This window comes from uncultured Dechloromonas sp. (genome assembly GCF_945957265.1).
In the GTDB taxonomy this organism is placed as follows: Bacteria; Pseudomonadota; Gammaproteobacteria; order Burkholderiales; family Rhodocyclaceae; genus Azonexus.
This window is the reverse complement of the sequence record NZ_CAMFKO010000005.1, coordinates 72,349-93,695: the sequence shown is the minus strand read 5'-3', so window position 1 is coordinate 93,695 and position 21,347 is coordinate 72,349. Positions and strand designations below refer to the sequence as shown.

Here is a 21,347-nt window from a genome sequence, read left to right as displayed (position 1 = left end):
GCCACGCCGCATGACCCGGATTTCCGACCAGCACTTGCATTGGGCGGCGGCCGGGCTCTTCCTGCTGGCCCTCCTGGCCGTGCTCTGGCCCTCGTCCGACCTGCCGCCCGCCGCTTTCGTCGTGCCGGAACACAAGGCCGGCGGCGGAGCGCCGCAGGCCCCGTCACCCGTCGCGCTGCCGGTCGCCGCGCCGATGGCCGGCGCATCGTCCCTGACCCAGTTGGCCGACGGACGAGTCGCCGTCGCCTGGCTGAGCGGCCCGGACGACGACGCGTCGGTGGCGGCGATCTGGCTGTCGACGCTCGGACGCGACGGCTGGAGCACGCCGACCCGGGCGCTCAGCCGGGAACACATCGCCGCCGCCACCTTCATGCACCTGAACCGGCTGGGCCGCCCGCTGCTCCACGCCGAGGGCGGCTGGCTGCACCTGTGGGTCGAGGCACTCCCCTTGGGCCAGTGGGCGGGCGGCAGCATCGTGCACGCCACATCGACCGATGGCGGCCGCAGCTGGGGACGCCTCGAGCGCCTCGCCACCTCGCCGCTCGGCGGCCTGGGCAGCGGCCTGGGCGGCTCGCCCGTGGCCCTGGCCGACGGCGGCATCGGCCTGCCCGGCGACCTTCGCCTGGCCGGCGGCGTCAGCACCTGGCTCCGCCTGTCGGCGACCGGCGCCATCGTCGGCAAGGTCCGCCTGGCGCACGAAGAGGCCAATCGGCAACCCGCCATCGCCGCCCTCGACGAGCGCCGGGCCCTGGCCGTCGTTCGCGAAGGCGGCGGCCAGGCCGGGCGCGCCACGCTGCGCACCGACAACGGCGGCGCAACCTGGCAGGCCGGGCGACGCGCCGAACTGCCCAACCCGGACGCGCCGGTCGCCCTGCTGCGCCTGGCCGGGGGAAGCCTGCTGCTCGCCGGCAATGCGCCGGAAGGCCGCGAGGCCCTGCATCTCTGGACATCGGACAACGACGGGAATACCTGGCGGCACGCCGGGACGGTCGAAGCGGCGGCCGACGGCGGCGCCGAATTCGCCTTTCCGGCCCTGCTGCAAACGCGCGACGGTCGCATCCACCTGAGCTACACCTGGCGGCGGCAGGGCATCCGCCACGCCACCTTCAACGAAGCCTGGCTGCACGGGAGCCGGCCATGAACCTGAGCGCCGCCTACGGCCTGCTCGCCCATGCCCTGGTGTTCGGCGCCCTGGCCGCCCTGCTGCCGCTCGGCACGCTGCGCCCGCGCGCCGCCCTGGCGGCCACCGCCGTCGCGCTGCTGGTCGGCATCGCGCCCTTCATGCTCGCCGTCTTCGGCCCGCCGTCGCTGACGCTGCTGCTGCTCGCCCTGCTCCAACTGGCCCAGCGCACGCCCTCGCCCTTGTCGTACCGCGCCGCCCTGTGCCTGCTGGCCTGCGCCATTCCCCTGCTGCTGACCGCGCTCGGCTGGGGTCCGCTCGATCTCCATGCCCTCGGCTACCGGCCCTGGCCCGCGGTCGCGGCGCTACTGCCGCTCGGCCTGGTCTTGTGGTGGAAGCGCCTCGACGCCTGGCTGATCATCCTGGCGCTCGATCTGCTGGCCTACGCCGGCGGCGTCTTCGCCAACCTGTGGGATGCCCTGCTCGACCCGCTGCTGATCCTGCTGGCAACGGCGGTTGTCGCGCGGCAGTGGATGGTGCGCCTCCTGGCTTCCCGGCGGCGCTAGAACGCCCCCGGGCCACCGCGGCTCACTCCTCGTCGCCGCCCTCCGGCGCGCCGGCCTCCTCGAGGCGCAACAGGGAATCGTCGAGCAAGACATGCAGGGCGATCACCCGCTCCGGCCCGAGCATGGCATTGACCCGCTCCTGCGCCACCCGCCACATCGCCTGCGCCTCCTTGCGCTTTTCCCGGCCGGCCTCGCTGGCGACGATCAGGCGGCTGCGCGCATCCGTTCCCGGCCGCACCTGTACCCAGCCGGCGGCGACCAGCGGCTGCAGGTTGCGCGACAGCGTCGAGGTGCTGAGCTTCATGGCGCGCGCCAGGTCGACCGCGCGCAGCGGCCCCAGCTTGATCACATGCGAGAGCAAGGAATACTGCGTGCCGCGCAGGCCGCTGCGCGCCATTTCCTGGTCGAAGACCGCCCCCACGCGGCGCATCAGCTGACGCAGCTTGAGGTTCGTGCAGCCCTGCGGGCGTTCGGGAAGGGGGTTTGCAAGCGACATGGATGAGATTATGATTGCATCCGCAATAGTTGCATATACAACAATCAACCTCAAGGAGACATCATGCAGACGAACACCCTGGAAAACTGGCTGGCCGAAGAAACCCTGGTCCGCCAGCGCGTCGACGCCGGCCCCGGGCCGGGCCAGGCCGACCCGCAAATGGTCGCCGACTGGAGCGGGCTGCAGCTGATGCAGGCGATGCTCAATGGCGACATCCCCTACGCCAGCATCGCCCGCACCCTCGACTTCATTCTGCTGGAAGTGGGCGCCGGCCGCGCCGTGTTCCAGGGCACGCCGGGCATGGACCACCTGAACCCGATGGGCACGGTGCATGGCGGGTGGTACGCGACCCTGCTCGATTCGGCGCTCGGCTGCGCGGTGCACAGTTCGCTGCCCGCCGGGCGCGCCTACACCACGGCCGAACTCGGGATCAACCTGGTCAAGGCCATCCAGCCCGGAAAGGTGACGCGCGTGCGCGCCGTCGGCGAGATCGTCCATTGCGGCCGCCAGCTGGCGACCGCGCAGGCCCGCCTGGTCGGGCCGGACGGCACGCTGTACGCCCACGCCAGCACGACCTGCCTGGTCTTCGAGTTGCGGCGGTAAAACGAAAGAAGGGGTGCTGGCGGCAAGCCCGGCTCAGCGCGTCAGCGCCTCGCTGATCAGGCGGCGGATGCTGCCGGCCTCGAAGGGCTTGTCGCAGATGGCGGAAACGCCGGCCCGCTCGACGGCCGCCAGCCGCCCCATGTTCTGCTCGCTGGTCACCATCAGGATGGGCACCGCGGCCTGCCAGCTCTGCGTGCGAATGTATTCGGTCAGCTCGCGGCCATCCATTTCCGGCATGTTGTAGTCGGTGATCACCAGGTCGACCATGGTCGTCTGCAGCAATTCCACGGCCTCCTTGCCATTCACCGCCTCGTTGATGCGCTCGATGCCCAGTTCCGCGAGCAGGCGGTGCAGGTGGCGGCGCGAGGCCAGGCTGTCATCGACCAGCAAGACGCGCAGGCTCTCGATTTCCGTGGTGTCGATATCCTCGGGCGGGCTCAGGTAGTCGGCCGCTGCATAGAGGGCACGGGACAACTGCTGCTCGTTGAAGGGCTTGGCGACGATGCTGCAGGCGCCAGACTGGCGAACCGGCTCCAGCACCTGCGGCCGGGTTTCGCTGGAAACGAGGATGAAGGGCACGGACTCCAGCGCGACCTCGGCACGCATCGCCATGACCAGCTCCGTTCCCGCCAGATCGGGCAGATAGAGGCTGCTGATCACCACGGTATTGTCGTGTTCGGTGCGCAATGCCGCCAGCGCGGCGCTGGCCGTGTCGACCACCCGGACCTGCCGGGTGCCCTGGTGCGCCAGCATGCGACCGATCAGGTTGGCCTGCATGGACGATGGCTCGACGAGCAGGACCGACAACTCGGTCAGTGACGTAATCATTGCCATGCGACCACTCCGACGCAAAGGGGAATGGTCCCACTATAGCAGCGCCCCGCGGCTTTTTTCACCCCGGGGCGAGGAGGGATCAGGCGCGCAGGCGGGCGGCGACGGCGGCGACGCGCTGGCCGTAGGCCTTGGCGGTATCGAGATCGCCCTGCGGCACTTCCTCGACGCCGGCATCGGACGGCGAGCGCACGAGCAGGCCGACCGAGCCGCCCAGATGGTTGCTGTCATTGGGGGTCGCCGCCTTGGTGTTGGACGGCAGCATGCCGAGGCTGACCCACAGGCCGCCGTGCTGCGAGGCCAGGGTCTGCAGCTGGATCATCGTCGCGCCCTTGTCGCCGACCGGACTGGCGCTGTTGGTGAAGCCGCCGAAGACCTTGTCCTGCCAGGCGCGGACGTACCAGTTCTTGGACGAGGCGTCGGCGAACTTCTTGAACTGCCAGCTCGGGCCGCCCATGTAGGTCGGCGTGCCGAAGATGATGGCGTCCGCGGCGTTCAGCTGGTCCCAGCCGCCTTCCGGCAGGTTGCCTTCGGCGTCGATGGCGAGCAGCTCGGCGGCGGCTCCTTCGGCGACGAAGCGGGCGACGCGTTCGGTGTGACCGTAGCCGGAGTGATAGACGACGACAGTTTTGCTCATGGCGATTCCTTTCGGGGAAAAATGGGAGGGTTCAATCGTTGGGAGGAAGGTCGAACAACAGGATTTCCGCTTCTTCGTCGGCGACGAAGCGCAAATCGGTTTCTTCTGCGACTTTGGCGCCGTCGCCGCCGGACAGGGCCACGCCGTTCAGCGCGAGGCTGCCGCGGACCACGTGCACGTAGGCCAGACGACGCTCGCCGAGCGCGTAGGCTAGGGTTTGCCCGGGCGGCAGCAGGCTGGCCCACAGGCGGGCATCCTGGCCGATGGTGGTACTGCCGTCGGCGCCATCCGGCGAGGCGACCAGCCGCCAGCTGCCGCGCATGGCATCGACCGCCAGCACCTGCTGCTCGTAGCTCGCCGCCGTGCCGCGCAGCGCCGGTTCGATCCAGATCTGCAGCAGGTGGGTTTCCTCGTCCGCCGAGGGGTTGAATTCGCTGTGCAGAATGCCGGTGCCGGCGCTCATGCGCTGCACCTCGCCGCGCCGGATAATGCCGCCGTTGCCCAGGCTGTCCCGGTGCTCCAGCGAACCGGCGAGGATATAGGTGACGATTTCCATGTCGCGATGGCCGTGGCGCCCGAAGCCGGTGCCCGGCGCGACGCGGTCCTCGTTGATCACGCGCAGCGCGCCCCAGCCCATTTCGGCCGGGTCGTAATAGTCGGCGAAGGAGAAACTGTGCCTGGCCCGCAGCCAGCCATGGTCGGCCTGGCCGCGCTCGCCGGAGGGTCGCACGCGGATCATGGAAATTCCTTTGTGAATTGATCGTATAGCTTTGTTTCCATAATAGGCCTAGAGTTCGATTCACATCGGCGAATTATTTCGGCACTATCGTTCAATAAGATTCACATGAAGATTTCCTTCGAACTCCTGCACATCCTCGACGCCATCGAACGGCACGGCAGCTTCACGGCGGCGGCCGCCGCGCTGCATCGCGTACCGTCGGCGCTGTCGCACGCCGTTGCCAAGCTGGAAGACGAACTGGGCGTCACGCTGTTCCTGCGCCAGGGCCGGCGCGCCACGCTCAACCCGGCCGGCCGCACCCTGCTCGAAGACGGCCGCCACCTGCTGCGCGCCGCCAGCGATCTCGAACGCCGCATCCAGCGCATCGCCGACGGCTGGGAGGCGGAACTGCGCATCGCGCTCGATGCGATCATCCCGGTCGAGCGCCTGTTTCCGTTACTGGAGGAATTCTATGCGGCAGGCCACCCGACGCAGATCCGGATCAACGCCGAGGTGCTCGCCGGCACCTGGGACGCCCTGCTCACCGGGCGGGCCGACCTGGCCATCGGCGCCCCCGGCGACCAGCCGGCGTTCAGCGGCATATCGAGCCGCCCGCTGGTCCGCCGCACCGAGTTCGTCTTCGCCATCGCGCCGGGGCATCCGCTGGCCGCCTGGGAGGGCGCCATCCCCCGCGAGGAGCTGCTGCGCCATCGCGCGGTCGTCATCGCCGACACCTCGCGCGAGCTGGATGCCCGCACCGTCGGGCTGATCGAGGGACAGGACACGCTGCGCGTCCCAGACATCCGTGCCAAGGCCAGCGCCCAGATCGCCGGCCTGGGCATCGGCCACCTGCCGCGCTGGCTGGCGGCGCCGGAGATCGCGGCGGGCCGGCTGGTCGAAAAGACGCTGGCCGATCCGCGCCACGAACTGCCGATCAACATCGCCTGGCGCAATCGCCAGGAGGGGCTGGCGCTGCGCTGGTTCCTGGAAAAGCTGGCTGAGACAGCGACCGTACAAGACCTGACGCACGGGCTGTAGGCGCCCGGCCGGGCCCGGCTACCCCGCCTCGGCCCAATCGATGATCGCCCGCCATTGCTCGATGTCGCGTTCGGCGCGCGAGCGGGGCAGGTCGAACAGCGTCATGCCGGCGGCGGTCGCCTGGACGTAGGTCTGCGTATCGCGCAGATAGGCCAGCACCGGCAGCTCGAAGGTCGCGAAGAAGCGCTCCAGCTCGCCGGCGGCGCGCGTCCGGGCGTCGACCCGCATGCCGATCACCGCGACGTCGGCCTTGCCCTTGCGCACGGCCTTTTCGGACAGCAGTTCGGTGAGGAAATGGCGGGTCGCCAGCATGTCGAACATGGACGGCTGCACCGGCACGATGACCCGCGTCGACAGCTTGAGCACGCGCTCGAGCATCTTGCCGTGCAGCCCGGCCGGGGTGTCGAGGACGACATGGGTTGTCCCCTTGGGCGGGCGCGACACGTTGTCGTGGCCGACCGCCCAGGTGTCGATGGTGGGCAGCGCGAAAGGCCGGATACCCAGCCATTCGCGCGACGACTGCTGACGGTCGATGTCGCCGAGCATCACCTCGTTGCCGCGGTTGGCGAAATAGCCGGCCAGGTTGGTGGCCAGCGTGCTCTTGCCGGAGCCCCCCTTGGGGTTGGCGACGAGAAAGGCTTTCATGCCTGCGCTTCCCTTTTCTGCAGGATGCCGCGCACCAGGTTGACGTGCTCGCGCAAGGTATAGACCAGGTCGGTGAAGCCCAGCGGCACGTGCAGTTCGGCAGCCTCTTCGTCGAGTGCGTCGAGGCGGCGGCGGTAGTCGTCCAGCCGGGCCGGATCGTAGTGGTTCTTCAGGCTGTCCTCGAGGAACTTCAGCTCGCCGTAGCAGCGGAAGACCTTGGAGCGCACGCGCCAGGTGTAGATCGCCGGCGCCACCTTGAGCAGCGGGATGAGCAGGGCGAAGATGGGCACCAGCAGAACGATCAGGCGATCGGCCAGGACCGCCAGCCAGAACGGCAGGTAGCGCTGCAGGAAGGGCGGACCCGACTTGTAGTAGCGCGCCGCGTCCGGGGACAGCGGCAGCATCTGGTCCTTGTAGGCGGGGAACTCGCCCGCATCCTGGAAAAAGCCGTTCTTGCCATGCACCTCGCTGGCCGCCTGCAGGAGCAGCGTCTGCAGCGCCGGATGCAGGTCGTCGCGGACGATCAGGTTGGCCGTCGGGGCCAGCACCTTGATGTCCTGCGGCGGGAAGTCGCGCACCAGGTCGGCCACGCCATGCGGGAAAGTCAGCTTGGTCAGGAAGGGGAAGCGCCGCTGATAGGCGCCGGACTGGGAAAAGCTCATCAGCTTGACGCCCGGCGAGCGCAGCAGCACCTGAACCACCGGCGCATGCTCGGCGGCGATGATGAAGGCTGCGTCGATGCGCCCCTGCTGCAATTCCTCGGCCGCCTTGAGGCCGGACAGCGGCACCAGGTGATCGCCGGCCGGAATGTCGTTGGCCTGCAGCAACTGCTGCGCCAGCTGGCGGACGCCCGAGCCCTCCTGGCCGATGGCGATACGCTTGCCGTGCAGGTCGGTCAGGCGCGTGGCTTCCTTGTCGCCCCGGTAGAAAACCCATACCGGCTCGTAGAACACGCTGCCCAGGGAAAGCAGCCCGGAATCGTCCTCGGCGTCCGGGTCGGCCTTGGGCTCGATGACGCCGCCCTGGACGAAGCCGATCTGCGCCTCGTCCTTCTTCAGGCGCTCCAGGTTCTCCAGCGATCCGGCCGAGGCCTTGACCTCCAGCGCGATGCCGTTCTTGGCCAGGATCGCCGCGTAACGCTGGGCGAACTGGTAGTAGGCGCCGGCCTGGCCGCCGGTCGTGATGACGATGCGCTTCGGCGGCGCCGGCTCGACGAACTGGAAGGCGACGACGAAGCCGATGCCGACGACAAGAATGATCCACCACGCCGTGGCGAAGAGGTCGCGTAGCGACAGCAATCCGGCCTTGATCTTCGCCATCATGGAAGCAGCAGGGTCGAGCCGGTCGTCTTGCGCGCCTCGAGATCGCGGTGCGCCTGGGCGGCATCCTGCAGGGCATAGGACTGATGCACTTCGACCCGGACCTGGCCCGATCCGACCACGCCGAACAGCTCGTCGCCCAGGGCCACCAGGTCGGCGCGCTTGGCCGTGTAGTTCATCAGCGTCGGCCGGGTGACGAACAGCGAGCCCTTCTGCGACAGCTGGATCAGGTCGAGCGGCGGCACCGGCCCGGAGGCGTTGCCGTAGGAAACCATCATGCCCATCGGCCGCAGGCTGTCCAGCGAACCGGCGAAAGTATCCTTGCCGACGCCGTCATACACGACCGCCACGCCCTCGCCACCGGTGATCTCGCGCACCCGCCCGGTGAAGTTCTCGGTGCTGTAGTTGATCACGTGATCGCAACCGTGCGCCCTGGCCAGCTCGGCCTTGGCCGGCGAGCCGACGGTGCCGATGACCAGCGCGCCGAGCGCCTTGGCCCACTGGGTGGCCAACAGGCCGACGCCGCCGGCCGCGGCATGGATGAGCACCGCGTCGCCGGCCTGGACGCGAAAGGTACGGCGCAGCAGGTAGGCCGCCGTCAGCCCCTGCAGCATCATGGCCGCGCCGGTTTCGAAGGCGATGCCGTCGGGCAGCCGCAGCAGGCGGTGCGCCGGAATGTTGCGGACCTCGGCATAGGCGCCGATCGGCCCGCCGGCATAGGCGACCCGGTCGCCGACGCGGACTTCGTCCACACCCTCGCCCACCGCCTCGACGACACCCGCGCCCTCGAGGCCGATGCCGGAAGGCAGCGGAACGGGGTAGAGCCCGGTGCGGTGATAAACGTCGATGTAATTCAGGCCGACCGCATGGTGGCGGACGCGCGCCTCGCCGGGGGCCGGCGCGGCGAGATCGACCGTTTCCCAAACCAGCACCTCGGGGCCGCCGGTCTGGTGGATACGTATGGCGTGGGGCATGGGCATCTCCGCTGAAGTCGAGAGTGCGAGGTTATCACCGCGCTGCCCATCCATCTACCGTCAACGCCGCGCGCGGCAGTCGGTGTCAGCCGCCGGAAAGCCGCAGCCAGGCGATGCCCAGCCACTCGTGCAGGGCGTAATACGAATGATGCAGCGCCGAGGCGGCGGGGAACAGGCTGCCCGCCTCGAAAGCGCGGCCGTTCATGGCCACGAAATGGGTCGGCGCCGGGATCACCTCGAAGCCCTGCGCCGCGAACAGCAGGCGGGCGCGCGGCATGTGGAAGGCCTGGGTCACCAGCACGATGCGCTTGACGCCGGCCGGCGCGAGCATCCGGGCAGAAAACGAGGCGTTGCCCGCCGTATCGAGGCTGTCCTCTTCCCGCCAGCGCACCGGGACGCCGAATTCGTCCTCGAGGATGGCGGCCATCACGGCCGCCTCGGAGGACTCCGCCTGCAGCGGACGCCCGCCGCTGACGAGAACCGGCAACTGCGTTTCTCGGGCCAACTGCGCGCCGCGCCGGACGCGGACCAGCGTGCGCTCGCTGGCCGTTTCGCCGCCGAATTCGGCGCTGGGCCGGATCAGACCGCTACCGAGCACGACAATCGCCTGCGCCCCCGAGATATCCGGCGACCAGGCGCCGGCGCGGTCCTCCAGCGTGCCCATCAGGGCCGTCCCCACCAGCGGCAGGGATTGCAGCAGGAGCAGGAGGCCGCCGAACACGGCCAGCGCGAGCGCCCAGCGTCGGCGGCGCCCGAAGAAGGCCAGCGCCAGCAAGGCCAGGCCGTTGCCCGGCGGCAGCAGCAGGCTGGAGAGCAGCATTTTCAGGAAGCCGGCGAAAGTCATCGCCTGCCCCGCCCCGGAAATGGCGTCACGTCCGCCTCACACCGGCGTCAGCTTGGCGTATTCGAGCGACAGCCACTTCATGCCGGCCGCGCCGCCGAAATTGACCTGCACGCGCGCATCGGCGCCGCGCCCCTCGGTCGATACGATGACCCCGACGCCGAACTTGGCGTGCTCGACCGTCTGCCCGATACGCAGGCCGGACGCGGCCGCCGGCTCGGCATAGCCGCCGCCGAACGCACCGTAGGCCGGCACCGACGAAGCCGTTTCGGCCTTCTTGTTCAGCTTGCGCAGCAGGCCTTCCGGGATTTCGTCGAGGAAGCTCGACGGCATGCAATAGCGCGTCTGGCCGTGCAGCATCCGGGTCTGCGCGCAGGACACGTAGAGCCGCTGACGCGCCCGGGTCACCGCCACATACATCAGCCGGCGCTCCTCCTCCAGGCCGTCCTTGCCTTCGTTCACCGAGTTCTCGTGCGGGAATAGCCCCTGCTCGAGACCGGTAATGAAGACCACGTCGAACTCCAGGCCCTTGGCGGCATGCACCGACATCAATTGCACCGCCTCCTGGCCCTCGCCGGCCTGGTGCTCGCCGGCCTCCAGCGAGGCCAGCGTCAGAAAGGAAACCAGCGCGCCGCCTTCGCCGATGGCGCCTTCGTCATCGACGAAGGTGGCGGCGGCGTTGATCAGTTCGTCGAGGTTCTCCAGCCGGTCCTGGCCTTCCTTCTCGGTGCGGTAATGCTGGGCCAGCCCACTCTTCTCGATGACATGCTCGACCATTTCCGGCAACGGCAGGCCCTCGGTCTCCTGGCGCAGGCTTTCGACCAGCCGGATGAAGGCGCCGACCGTCTGCCCGGCCTTGCCGCTCAGCGAGGCGGCGGCGTTGTACAAGCTGGAATTGGTCTGGTGGGCCGCGGCCTGCAGGTTTTCCAGCGAGCGGGCGCCGATGCCGCGGGTCGGGAAATTGACGACGCGCAGGAAGGCCGTGTCGTCGTCCGGATTGCCCAGCAGGCGCAGGTAGGCCAGCGCATGCTTGATTTCCTGGCGCTCGAAGAAGCGCAGGCCGCCATAGACCTTGTACGGCACGCCCTTCGTGAACAGCTCGTTCTCCAGCACCCGCGACTGGGCGTTGGAACGGTAGAGCAGCGCGATCTGGGTCGGCGACACGCCGTCGCGCACCAGCTCGCGGATTTCCTCGACCACGAAGCGCGCCTCGTCGAGGTCGGAATAGGCCTCGAAGGCGCGGATCGGCTCGCCTTCGCCGGCATCGGTCCACAGGTTCTTGCCCAGGCGCTCGCGGTTGTTCTTGATGATGGCGTTGGCGGCGGCCAGGATGTTGCCGTGCGAACGGTAGTTCTGTTCCAGGCGGATGATGTTCGGCCCGGCGTAGTCGCGCTCGAAGTCGCGCATGTTGCCGACCTCGGCGCCGCGGAAGCGGTAGATCGACTGGTCGTCGTCGCCCACCGCGAAGACGTTCGCCCCGCCGCCGGCCAGCAGCTTCAGCCAGGCGTACTGCAACACGTTGGTGTCCTGGAACTCGTCGACCAGGATGTGCCGGAAGCGCTGCTGGTAATGCGCGCGCAAAGGTTCGTTGCGCTGCAGCAATTCATAACAGCGCAGCAGCAGTTCGGCGAAGTCCACCACCCCCTCGCGATTGCATTGGGCCTCGTACTCGGCGTAGATTTCGACGCGCTTTTGCGTGTAGTTGTCGTACACCTCGGCCTGCCCGGCGCGGATGCCCTGCTCCTTGTGGGCGTTGATGAAATGGCACAGCTCGCGCGGCGGGTATTTTTCGTCGTCGATATTGAGGTTCTTGAGCAGGCGCTTGACCATCGCCAGCTGGTCGGCCGAATCGAGGATCTGGAAGGTCTGGGGCAGCCCGGCCTCGCGGAAATGCGCGCGCAGCAGGCGATTGCACAGGCCGTGGAAAGTCCCGATCCACATGCCGCGCACGTTGATCGGCACCAGCGACGACAGGCGCGCCGTCATCTCCTTGGCCGCCTTGTTGGTGAAGGTGACGGCCAGAATGCCGTGCGGCCCGACCTGGCCGGTCGAGATCAGCCAGGCGATGCGCGTCGTCAGCACCCGCGTCTTGCCACTCCCGGCCCCGGCGAGGATCAGCGCATGGACGGACGGCAGGGTGACCGCCTGCAATTGAGGCGAGTTCAGGCAAGCCAGCAAATCAGACATAAAATACCAAAATCCCAAATGGAATCATAAACATGCATGCCATTGGCAAATGCACTTGCCCAGCCGTTGCATTCGCGCAACGCCACTCGCAAAATCCATGCATTTTTTCACAGACAGCGCTTCGCCGCACCCGTATACTTCCATCAACAAAAAAATATTGCAGTGCACAAAACCTTTCGCCCACAAGGCAGTCTTACCTAATAAGCGGTTACCGCCGCAACGTAAAAGGAGAGTAGTAATGAACAGCATGAACGCCCCCATGATCCTGCCCTGGGTCGCCCGGAAGGCGGGCATTTCCGACGAACTCGCCCTGAAACTGTGGCGCCGTGCGGCCAGCGAGGCAGAATACCTCACCGGCAAGGCCGAAGGCTCCGAATTCTGGGGCCTGAGCGTCGAACGCTTTCTGTCCATCGTCGAGGACGAAGTCGGCAACGCGCCGGCCTACAACCTGACCCCGGCCCCGCAAATGTCCTGGATGTGGCGCCACCAGACCCGCATGTCCATGTTGTCGATCGTGGCGGCGCAGAACGCCTATCGCTACTGGCAGAACACCTGGGACAACATGTACCCGCAAAAAAAAGTGGCGTGACCGGGCGACGCTGAAACCCCAGGTATTCGCAGCGCGTGCAGGCGCCGCGAATACCGCTCCCCCGGTCGTTCCCGCCATACCCCCTCGCGCCCGGCGCAGCGCCGGCCCGCGAAAAGGCCGTGTTTTCGCCTGAAAACAGCCCAAGCCAGGCGCCCTCCCGCAGTTTTGCCGGCACCGGCCGAGCCTGCGGCATCAGACGGTATAATCCGCGGTTATTCTCCGATTTCCAGCGAATGAATTCCGCCATGCCCATGCAGGACAAATACTCCCCGGCCGACATCGAGCGCGCCGCCCAGCAACACTGGGACCAGACCGGCGCCGCCCGCGCCGTCGAAGACACGACGAAACCCAAGTACTACTGCCTGTCGATGTTCCCGTACCCGTCCGGGAAGCTGCACATGGGCCACGTGCGCAACTACACCATCGGCGACGTGCTGAGCCGCTTCCACAAGATGCAGGGCTACAACGTGCTGCAGCCGATGGGCTGGGACGCCTTCGGCATGCCGGCCGAAAATGCTGCACTGCAAAACAACGTGCCGCCGGCCGGCTGGACCTACTCCAACATCGACTACATGCGTTCGCAGCTCAAGTCGCTCGGCTTCGCCATCGACTGGGAACGCGAATTCGCCACCTGCACGCCCGAGTACTACCGCTGGGAGCAGTGGCTGTTCACCCGCCTGTATGAAAAGGGCCTGGTGTACAAGAAGCTCGGCACCGTGAACTGGGACCCGGTCGACCACACCGTGCTCGCCAACGAGCAGGTCATCGACGGCCGCGGCTGGCGTTCCGGCGCGCTGATCGAAAAGCGCGAGATCCCCATGTACTACATGAAGATCACCGCCTACGCCGACGAACTCCTGACCGAACTGGACAACCTGCCGGGCTGGCCGGAACAGGTCCGCCTGATGCAGAAGAACTGGATCGGCAAGAGCACCGGCGTGCGCTTCGCCTTCCCGCTGGCCGACAATGCCGACGAAAAGCTGTGGGTATTCACCACCCGCGCCGACACCATCATGGGCGTCACCTTCGTCGCCGTCGCCGCCGAACACCCGCTGGCCACCCGCGCCGCCGCCAACAACCCGGAACTTGCCGCCTTCATCGAGGAATGCAAGAAGGGCGGCGTCGCCGAGGCCGACATCGCAACGATGGAAAAGAAGGGCCTGCCGACCGGCATCTACGTCACCCACCCGCTGACCGGCGACAAGGTCGAAGTCTGGGTCGGCAACTACGTGCTGATGAGCTACGGCGACGGCGCCGTGATGGCCGTGCCGGCGCACGACGAACGCGATTTCGCCTTCGCACTGAAGTACCAGCTGCCGATCAGGCAGGTCGTCGCTGTTGACGGCGAGACCTTCGGCGACCAGGCCTGGGCCGAGTGGTACGGCGACAAGCAGCGCGGCGCGCTGGTCAATTCCGGCAAGTACGACGGCCTCGGCTACGAAGCCGCCGTCGACGCCATCGCCGCCGACCTCGCCGCCAAGGGCCTGGGCGACAAGAAGGTGCAGTTCCGCCTGCGCGACTGGGGCATTTCCCGCCAGCGCTACTGGGGCTGCCCGATCCCGATCATCCACTGCGCCACCTGCGGCGACGTGCCGGTGCCCGACGACCAGTTGCCTGTCGTGCTGCCCGAAAACGTCGAGATCACCGGCGCCGGCTCGCCGCTGGCCAGGATGCCCGAGTTCTACGAGTGCAAGTGCCCGAAGTGCGGCGGCGACGCCCGGCGCGAAACCGACACCATGGACACCTTCTTCGAGTCGTCCTGGTACTTCCTGCGCTACGCCTGCCCGGACAACGCCACGGCCATGGTCGACGAGCGCGTCGGCTACTGGTGCAAGGGCGGCATCGACCAGTACATCGGCGGCATCGAGCACGCCATCCTGCACCTGCTGTACTCGCGCTTCTTCACCAAGCTGATGCGCGATGTCGGCCTGATCGGCGATCTCGGCGAACCCTTCGCCAACCTGCTGACCCAGGGCATGGTCGTCGCGCCGACCTTCTACCGCGAACTCGATGGCGGCAAGAAGCAGTGGATCAACCCGGCCGACGTCGATGTCGTCACCGACGAGCGCGGCCGGCCGACCGGCGCCACGCTGAAGGCCGACGGCCTGCCGGTGGTCATCGGCGGCACCGAGAAGATGTCCAAGTCGAAGAACAACGGCGTCGACCCGCAGGCGCTGATCGACCAGTACGGCGCCGACACGGCCCGCCTGTTCATCATGTTCGCCTCGCCGCCGGACCAGTCGCTGGAATGGTCGGACGCCGGCGTCGAAGGCGCCTTCCGCTTCCTGCGCCGCCTGTGGAAGACCACCTACGACCACGTTCAGGCCGGCCTCGTCGCCGCCTGCACCGGCAACGACGGCCTGAGTTCCGCCCAGGCCGACCTGCGCCGCAAGCTGCACCAGACCATGGGCAAGGTCGCCGACGACTACGGCCGGCGCAAGCAGTTCAACACCGCCATCGCCGCGGTCATGGAGCTGCTCAACGCCTTCGACAAGTGCGACCTCAAGGATGCCGCCGGCCGCGCGCTGGCCCAGGAAAGCCTGGAAAGCATCGCCCTGCTGCTCTTCCCCATCGTCCCGCACATCGGCCAGGCGCTCTACGCCGAGCTGAAGCCCGGTGCCGACGCCGGCCTCGCCGCTTTCCCCAAGGCCGACCCGGCGGCGCTCAAGCAGGACGAGATCGAGCTGGTCATCCAGGTTAACGGCAAGCTGCGCGGTTCCATTCGCGTGCCGGCCGAGGCCGACAAGGCCGCCATCGAAGCCGCCGCACTGGCCAACGAGGATGCGCAGAAGTTCATCGAAGGCAAGACGCCGAAGAAGGTCGTCGTCGTCCCCGGCCGCCTGGTCAATATCGTCGTGTAAGGAAGCCCCATGCCGCTGTTGCGCCCGCTCTTGCGCCCCCTGCTCGCCCTGATCCTCGCCGCCGGCCTGGCCGGCTGCGGTTTCCATCTGCGCGGCGTGGGCAGCGGCAACCTGCCTTACACCACGATGCACATCGCGCTGCCCGACACGGCCGAGGTGAATATCTGGCTGCAGCGCTACATCAAGGCCAGCGGCAGCACGACCATCGTCGACGAGGCCAAGGAAGCCGACGCCATCTTCCAGCAGCTCAGCGACACGCGGCAGAAGACCATTCTCAGCGTCAACGCCCAGGGCCGCGTGCGCGAATATCGCCTGCAGCTCGACTACCGCTTCCGGGTGGTCAACCAGAAGGGCCAGGTGCTGGTGCCGCCCAATGAAATCAACCTGACCCGCGACATCACCTTCGACGACTCGAACGTGCTCGCCAAGGACCTGGAAGAAGGCCTGCTCTGGCGCGACATGAACAACGACCTGGTCAACCAGATCATGCGCCGGCTGAGCATCATCAAGCCGAAGAACCCCGACGCCGCGGAAGACGAGTAATGCTGCTCAAGGGCGAACAACTCGCCGCGCACCTCGAGCGCGAGCTGCGTCCGCTCTACGTGCTGTACGGCGACGAGCCGCTGCTCGTCCTCGAAGCAGCCGACGCCATCCGCGCCAAGGCCCGCCAGCAGGGCTACAGCGAGCGCGAGGTGCTGACCGTGCTGCCGCAGTTCGACTGGGGCCAGCTGCTCGCCGCCGGCGGCAACATGTCCCTGTTCGGCGACAAGAAGCTGATCGACCTGCGCGTCCCGACCGGCAAGGTCGGCAAGGAAGGCAGCGCGGCGCTGCAGCAGTGGTGCCAGAACCTGTCGCCCGACAACATGCTGCTCGTCACCCTGCCCGAGCTCGACTGGCGCGAGGAAAAGGCGGCCTGGTTCACGGCGCTGGTCAATGCCGGCGTCGCGCTCAAGCTCAACGCCCCGCCGCTCGCCGAACTGCCCGGCTGGATCGCCGGCCGCCTGCGCCGCCAGCAGCAGAGCGCCGACCTGGACAGCCTGAAGTTCGTCGCCGAGCGCGTCGAGGGCAACCTGCTCGCCGCCCACCAGGAAATCCAGAAGCTCGGCCTGCTCTATCCCGCCGGCCAGCTGAGCATGGCGCAGATTCGCGATGCCGTGCTCAACGTCGCCCGCTACGACATCGAAGGCCTGCGCGAGGCGCTGCTCGCCGGCGACATCGGCCGCCTGACCCGGACGCTGGACGGCCTGATGCAGGAAGGCGAGGCGCCGCCGCTGGTGCTGTGGGCGATGAGCGAGGAAATCCGCGCGCTGACCGTCATCCGCGCCGGCATGGACGCCGGCCGGCCGGTCGATCAGCTACTCAAGGATGCCAAGGTGTGGGGACCGCGCGCCGTGCCGGTCAAGAAAGCCCTGCAGCGCCTGAACAGCCCGGCGCTCGAAGCCGCGCTCAAGCACGCCGGCAAGATCGACCGCCTGGTCAAGGGCATCGGGCAGGGCAATGTGTGGGAAGAGTTCCTGCGCCTCGGATTGCGGCTGACGACGGCGAGGATTTAGTCCGGGAGGCCGGGCGCCGCCCGGCCGGGAAAACCCGTTGCGGCCGCTTACTGCCCGGGCTGCGCCGCGGATTGTTCGGCCGGCGCATCCGGCTCGATGTCTTCCCAGATGCAGGAGCATTCCTGACGCACGTCGTGCAGACCCGGCTTGGTCTTTTCCTGGACCAGGCACTCGCCTTCGCACTCGTCGGAAACCACCACCAGCTTCATTTCCGCATCCACCTGGCGTTCGCCATCCCAGTAGCTGCACGTTGCACAGACCTTGACCTCGGCCGGCAGTATCAATTTTTCTGCCATCTGTTCCTCGATGGATAACCCTGAATTTGTTGGGGATAAGAGTTTACCCGGTTACAGAAGTTCCCTCTAATTTGTCTGGCTATAATGTTCCTTTACTCGCACGACGATGACTACGATGGATATCAAGGAATACATGCACACCGTCGGCCGCCAGGCCCGTGCCGCCTCGCGCCGCCTGGCCTCGGCGTCGACGGCCGAGAAGAATGCCGCGCTGATGGCGCTGGCGGCGGCCATTCGTCGGAAAAAGGCGGCACTGCTCGCCGCCAACGCCCAGGATCTCGACGCGGCCCGCGCCGCCGGCCTGGAGCCGGCGATGGTCGACCGCCTGACGCTGACCGACAAGGGCGTCGACAACATGGCCGAAGGCGTCGAGCAGGTCGCCACGCTGCCCGACCCGATCGGCGAAATGAGCGATTTCAAGTTCCGCCCGAGCGGCATCCAGATCGGCAAGATGCGCGTCCCGCTGGGCGTCATCGGCATCATCTACGAAGCCCGCCCGAACGTCACCGCCGATGCCGCCGCCCTGTGCCTGAAGTCCGGCAACGCCGCCATCCTGCGCGGCGGCTCGGAAGCCATCCACTGCAACCGCGCCATCGCCCGCCTGGTCCATGAAGCCCTGCAGGCCGCCGGGCTGCCGGCCGATGCGGTGCAGGTCGTGGACACCACCGACCGCGCCGCCGTCGGCGAGCTGATCACCATGCGCGAATTCGTCGACGTCATCGTGCCGCGCGGCGGCAAGGGCCTGATCGCCCGCCTGCTCGCCGAATCGCGGGTGCCGATGATCCAGCACCTGGACGGCAACTGCCACGTCTATATCGACGACGAGGCCGATCCGGCCAAGGCGCTGAGGATCGTCGAGAACGCCAAGACCCAGCGCTACGGCACCTGCAACACCGCCGAGTCGCTGCTCGTCGCCCGTTCCGTCGCCGCCGCCCAGCTGCCGGCCATCGCCGCCATGCTCACCGGCAAGGGCGTCGAGATCCGCGGCTGCCCGGAAACCTGCGCGCTGGTCAAGGAAGCCGTGCCGGCTACCGAGGAAGACTATTACACCGAGTTCCTGGCGCCGATCATCTCGGTCAAGGTCGTCGCCGGCATCGACGAGGCGATCGCCCACATCAACCAGTACTCGTCCAAGCACACCGAAGCCATCGTCACCGACAACCATCCGAAGGCCATGCGCTTCCTGCGCGAGGTCGACTCCAGCTCGGTGATGATCAACGCCTCGACGCGCTTCGCCGACGGGTTCGAATACGGCCTGGGCGCCGAGATCGGCATTTCCACCGACAAGATCCACGCCCGCGGCCCGGTCGGCCTGGAAGGCCTGACCAGCCAGAAGTGGGTGGTGCTCGGCGACGGGCACGTGCGCGCCTGACCCCGCCAGCCGGGGTTGTCCGAAGGACGGCCCCGCCCGGCGGCATGAAAAGAATAACGCGAGGAGACAGCGCATGAGCAAACCGACCTTCAACTGGGAAGACCCGCTGCTGCTCGACAGCCAGCTGGCCGCCGACGAGCGCCAGGTGCGCAACGCCGCGCGCAGCTTCGCCGAAAAGGCCCTGAAACCGCGCGTGCGCGACGCCTTCCGCCACGAGACGGTGGACCCGGCGATTTTCCGCGAAATGGGCGACATGGGCCTGCTCGGCCCGACGCTGCCGCCACGCTTCGGCGGCGCCGGCCTGAACTACGTTTCCTACGGCCTGATCGCCCGCGAGATCGAGCGCATCGACTCCGGCTACCGCACCATGCTCAGCGTCCAATCCTCGCTGGTCATGCTGCCCATCTTTGCCTTTGGTTCCGACGAACAGAAGCAGAAATACCTGCCCAAGCTGGGCAAGGGCGAGTGGATCGGCTGCTTCGGCCTGACCGAGCCGAACTCCGGTTCCGACCCGGGCAGCCTGGCCACCCGCGCGCGCGCCGTGCCGGGCGGCTGGAAACTGTCGGGCAGCAAGAACTGGATTTCCAATGCGCCGATTGCCGATGTCTTCGTCGTCTGGGCCAAGGACGACGCCGACGTGATCCGCGGCTTCATCCTCGACAAGGGCATGGCCGGGCTGTCGGCGCCGGTCATCCACGGCAAGGTCGGGCTGCGCACCGCGGTCACCGGCGAGATCGTCATGGACGAGGTGTTCGTCCCGGAAGAGAACCTGCTGCCCGGCGTCAGCGGCCTCAAGGGACCGTTCACCTGCCTCAACGCGGCGCGCTACGGCATCGCCTGGGGCGCCCTCGGCGCCGCCGAGGCCTGCTGGCACACGGCGCGCCAATACACGCTGGAGCGCAAGCAGTTCGACAAGCCGCTGGCCGCCAACCAGCTGGTGCAGAAGAAGCTGGCCGACATGCAGACCGAGATCACCCTCGGCATCCAGGGCGCGCTGCGCCTCGGGCGCATGATGGACGACGGCAGCGCGACGCCGGAAATCGTCTCGATGATGAAGCGCAACAGCTGCGGCAAGGCGCTCGACATCGCCCGCACGGCGCGCGACATGCTGGGCGGCAACGGCATTTCGGACGATTTCGGCGTCATCCGCCACGTCGTGAACCTCGAAGTCGTGAATACCTACGAAGGCACGCACGACGTCCATGCGCTGATCCTCGGCCGGGCGCAGACGGGGATTTCGGCTTTCTGACCCGCCGCCAGGAGCTTTCCGCCATGCAGACCCGCCCCAACCAGACCTACCAGGCCGTCGTCGCCGCCCCCGGCTTCTGCCTCGGCGTGCAATGCGACGACGACGAGATCACCGGCATCGACTTTCTCGAGCCGCGCCCCGAAATCGCCCCGGCGACGCCGCTGGCCGCCGAGGCGGTTCGCCAGCTCCGGGCCTACATCGCCGATCCGCACTTCGCCTTCGGCCTGCCCCTGCGCCCGGCCGGCACGCCCTTCCAGCGCCGCGTCTGGGAGCAGATTTCGGCCATCCCCACCGGCCACACGCACACCTACGGCGAGGTCGCCCGCAAGCTGCACAACGCGCCGCGCGCCGTCGGCCAGGCCTGCGGATCGAACCCCTACCCGCTCGTCGTGCCCTGCCATCGCGTCGTCGCCACCGGCGGCGGGCTGGGCGGCTTCGCCCGCGAACGCGGCGGCTTCCTGCTCGACGTCAAACGCTGGCTGCTCCGCCACGAAGGCATCGATGCCTCCCCGGCCGGCTGATCTCGGCGAAATCGACAACTTCTGCGATGCCCTGTGGCTGGAAGACGGCCTGGCCAAGGCAACGCTGGACAGCTATCGCTCCGACCTCGGCCGGCTGGCCGGATGGCTGGCCGAACAGGCGCACGAGCCGCTGCTCGATGTCCGCGAAGCGACGCTGACCGGTTTCATCGCCCACCTGGCGCAGCAAGCCAAGGCCAGCTCGCAGGCCCGCTACCTGTCGACGCTGCGCCGCTTCTACCGCTGGCAGGTCGGGCGTGGCCGCCTGGTCGCCGATCCGACGCTGAAGCTGGCCAACCCCACGCTGCCGTCGCGCCTGCCCAAGATCATGTCGGAAAAGCAGGTGGAAACCCTGCTCGACGCCCCCGACCTCGCTACCCCGCTCGGCCTGCGCGACCGGGCCATGCTGGAAACGATCTACGCCACCGGCCTGCGCGTGTCGGAACTGGTCGGCCTGAAACTGCATGAAGTGGCGCTCGCCGACGGCGTGCTGCGCGCCCTCGGCAAAGGCAGCAAGGAACGCCTGGTGCCGCTCGGCCAGCTGGCCGTCGACTGGATCAAGCGCTACCTGGCCGAAGCGCGGCCGGACATCCTCGGCGGCCAGCAGAGCGACGCCCTGTTCGTCACCGCCCGCGGCGGCGCCATGACCCGCCAGGCCTTCTGGCAGCTGATCAAGCGTTACGCCCTGATCGCCGGCATCGAACCGGCGAAGCTGTCGCCGCACGTGCTGCGCCACGCCTTCGCCACCCACCTGCTCAACCACGGCGCCGACCTGCGCGTGGTGCAGCTGCTGCTCGGCCATGCCGACATTTCGACCACCCAGATCTACACCCACGTCGCCCGCGAGCGCCTGAAAACCCTGCATGCGGAACACCATCCCCGCGGCTGAGGACGGGTTCGGCTTGGGCCGGCGCTTCCCACGTCCCCGGCTTGC

Annotated in this window: 22 protein-coding genes; 12 read left to right on the top strand and 10 right to left on the bottom strand. The window is 67.9% G+C overall.

The window, feature by feature from the left end; genetic code table 11:
- Positions 1 to 10 precede the first annotated feature (10 nt).
- Positions 11 to 1,141: an exo-alpha-sialidase gene (locus Q0P59_RS04665; RefSeq protein WP_295004070.1), complete on the top strand. Its 1,131-nt coding sequence runs from the start codon at positions 11 to 13 to the stop codon at positions 1,139 to 1,141.
- On the top strand, positions 1,138 to 1,686 hold the full coding sequence (locus Q0P59_RS04660; protein WP_295004068.1) for a hypothetical protein: 549 nt from the start codon (positions 1,138 to 1,140) through the stop codon (positions 1,684 to 1,686). Before Q0P59_RS04665 ends, Q0P59_RS04660 begins: the two co-directional genes overlap by 4 nt.
- Before the next feature lie 22 nt (positions 1,687 to 1,708).
- Here the strand turns inward: Q0P59_RS04660 and Q0P59_RS04655 are convergent, their stop codons facing one another.
- A complete protein-coding gene (locus tag Q0P59_RS04655) occupies positions 1,709 to 2,182 on the bottom strand; it encodes a MarR family winged helix-turn-helix transcriptional regulator (protein ID WP_295004066.1) in 474 nt (157 codons plus the stop codon).
- Between the two features lie 63 nt (positions 2,183 to 2,245).
- On the opposite strand from Q0P59_RS04655, the gene Q0P59_RS04650 reads away from it, so the two are divergent.
- Positions 2,246 to 2,785 (top strand): PaaI family thioesterase, encoded by a 540-nt coding sequence (locus Q0P59_RS04650; RefSeq protein WP_295004064.1) that lies wholly within the window; start codon positions 2,246 to 2,248, stop codon positions 2,783 to 2,785.
- Between the two features lie 33 nt (positions 2,786 to 2,818).
- Here Q0P59_RS04650 and Q0P59_RS04645 read toward each other — a convergent pair whose 3' ends face one another.
- The 3 genes from Q0P59_RS04645 to Q0P59_RS04635 form a co-directional block, all read right to left on the bottom strand.
- Positions 2,819 to 3,619, bottom strand: a complete 801-nt coding sequence (locus tag Q0P59_RS04645) for a response regulator (protein ID WP_295004062.1) — start codon at positions 3,617 to 3,619, stop codon at positions 2,819 to 2,821.
- A 79-nt stretch (positions 3,620 to 3,698) separates the two neighbouring features.
- Positions 3,699 to 4,253, bottom strand: a complete 555-nt coding sequence (locus tag Q0P59_RS04640; protein ID WP_295004060.1) for an NAD(P)H-dependent oxidoreductase — start codon at positions 4,251 to 4,253, stop codon at positions 3,699 to 3,701.
- 31 nt (positions 4,254 to 4,284) lie between these two features.
- On the bottom strand, positions 4,285 to 4,992 hold the full coding sequence (locus tag Q0P59_RS04635) for a pirin family protein (RefSeq protein ID WP_295004058.1): 708 nt from the start codon (positions 4,990 to 4,992) through the stop codon (positions 4,285 to 4,287).
- Between the two features lie 105 nt (positions 4,993 to 5,097).
- On the opposite strand from Q0P59_RS04635, the gene Q0P59_RS04630 reads away from it, so the two are divergent.
- Entirely contained in the window at positions 5,098 to 6,009 is a 912-nt protein-coding gene (locus Q0P59_RS04630) for a LysR family transcriptional regulator (RefSeq protein WP_295004056.1), read from the top strand.
- A gap of 18 nt (positions 6,010 to 6,027) precedes the next feature.
- Here Q0P59_RS04630 and Q0P59_RS04625 read toward each other — a convergent pair whose 3' ends face one another.
- From Q0P59_RS04625 to Q0P59_RS04605, 5 genes are all read right to left on the bottom strand, one after another.
- Positions 6,028 to 6,654 (bottom strand): ParA family protein, encoded by a 627-nt coding sequence (locus Q0P59_RS04625; protein WP_295004054.1) that lies wholly within the window; start codon positions 6,652 to 6,654, stop codon positions 6,028 to 6,030.
- A complete protein-coding gene (locus Q0P59_RS04620) occupies positions 6,651 to 7,976 on the bottom strand; it encodes a TAXI family TRAP transporter solute-binding subunit (protein ID WP_295004052.1) in 1,326 nt (441 codons plus the stop codon). The genes Q0P59_RS04625 and Q0P59_RS04620 overlap by 4 nt, the downstream gene beginning before the upstream one ends.
- The gene (locus Q0P59_RS04615) at positions 7,973 to 8,947 is read right to left on the bottom strand and encodes a quinone oxidoreductase (protein ID WP_295004050.1); all 975 of its coding nucleotides are present in this window, start codon (positions 8,945 to 8,947) and stop codon (positions 7,973 to 7,975) included. Before Q0P59_RS04615 ends, Q0P59_RS04620 begins: the two co-directional genes overlap by 4 nt.
- Positions 8,948 to 9,032: 85 nt before the next feature.
- Positions 9,033 to 9,791: a YdcF family protein gene (locus Q0P59_RS04610; RefSeq protein ID WP_295004048.1), complete on the bottom strand. Its 759-nt coding sequence runs from the start codon at positions 9,789 to 9,791 to the stop codon at positions 9,033 to 9,035.
- Positions 9,792 to 9,827: 36 nt separating this feature from the next.
- On the bottom strand, positions 9,828 to 11,975 hold the full coding sequence (locus Q0P59_RS04605) for a UvrD-helicase domain-containing protein (protein WP_295004046.1): 2,148 nt from the start codon (positions 11,973 to 11,975) through the stop codon (positions 9,828 to 9,830).
- A 238-nt stretch (positions 11,976 to 12,213) separates the two neighbouring features.
- On the opposite strand from Q0P59_RS04605, the gene Q0P59_RS04600 reads away from it, so the two are divergent.
- From Q0P59_RS04600 to holA, 4 genes are all read left to right on the top strand, one after another.
- Complete coding sequence (locus tag Q0P59_RS04600; RefSeq protein WP_295004044.1) at positions 12,214 to 12,564, top strand: hypothetical protein; 351 nt, start codon at positions 12,214 to 12,216, stop codon at positions 12,562 to 12,564.
- A 251-nt stretch (positions 12,565 to 12,815) separates the two neighbouring features.
- A complete protein-coding gene (gene leuS / locus Q0P59_RS04595) occupies positions 12,816 to 15,425 on the top strand; it encodes a leucine--tRNA ligase (RefSeq protein WP_295004162.1) in 2,610 nt (869 codons plus the stop codon).
- Positions 15,426 to 15,434: 9 nt separating this feature from the next.
- Positions 15,435 to 15,968: an LPS assembly lipoprotein LptE gene (gene lptE, locus Q0P59_RS04590; protein WP_295004042.1), complete on the top strand. Its 534-nt coding sequence runs from the start codon at positions 15,435 to 15,437 to the stop codon at positions 15,966 to 15,968.
- Positions 15,968 to 16,978, top strand: coding sequence for a DNA polymerase III subunit delta (holA, locus tag Q0P59_RS04585; RefSeq protein WP_295004040.1), 1,011 nt, complete (start codon positions 15,968 to 15,970; stop codon positions 16,976 to 16,978). Before lptE ends, holA begins: the two co-directional genes overlap by 1 nt.
- A gap of 47 nt (positions 16,979 to 17,025) precedes the next feature.
- Here the strand turns inward: holA and Q0P59_RS04580 are convergent, their stop codons facing one another.
- The gene (locus Q0P59_RS04580; RefSeq protein ID WP_295004038.1) at positions 17,026 to 17,274 is read right to left on the bottom strand and encodes a hypothetical protein; all 249 of its coding nucleotides are present in this window, start codon (positions 17,272 to 17,274) and stop codon (positions 17,026 to 17,028) included.
- 115 nt (positions 17,275 to 17,389) lie between these two features.
- Between Q0P59_RS04580 and Q0P59_RS04575 the strand changes: the two genes are divergently transcribed.
- From Q0P59_RS04575 to xerD, 4 genes are all read left to right on the top strand, one after another.
- On the top strand, positions 17,390 to 18,646 hold the full coding sequence (locus tag Q0P59_RS04575; protein ID WP_295004036.1) for a glutamate-5-semialdehyde dehydrogenase: 1,257 nt from the start codon (positions 17,390 to 17,392) through the stop codon (positions 18,644 to 18,646).
- A gap of 73 nt (positions 18,647 to 18,719) precedes the next feature.
- Entirely contained in the window at positions 18,720 to 19,895 is a 1,176-nt protein-coding gene (locus Q0P59_RS04570; RefSeq protein WP_295004034.1) for an acyl-CoA dehydrogenase, read from the top strand.
- Positions 19,896 to 19,918: 23 nt separating this feature from the next.
- Complete coding sequence (locus Q0P59_RS04565; RefSeq protein WP_295004032.1) at positions 19,919 to 20,416, top strand: methylated-DNA--[protein]-cysteine S-methyltransferase; 498 nt, start codon at positions 19,919 to 19,921, stop codon at positions 20,414 to 20,416.
- Positions 20,397 to 21,302, top strand: coding sequence for a site-specific tyrosine recombinase XerD (xerD, locus tag Q0P59_RS04560; protein ID WP_295004030.1), 906 nt, complete (start codon positions 20,397 to 20,399; stop codon positions 21,300 to 21,302). Before Q0P59_RS04565 ends, xerD begins: the two co-directional genes overlap by 20 nt.
- Positions 21,303 to 21,347: the final 45 nt, after the last annotated feature.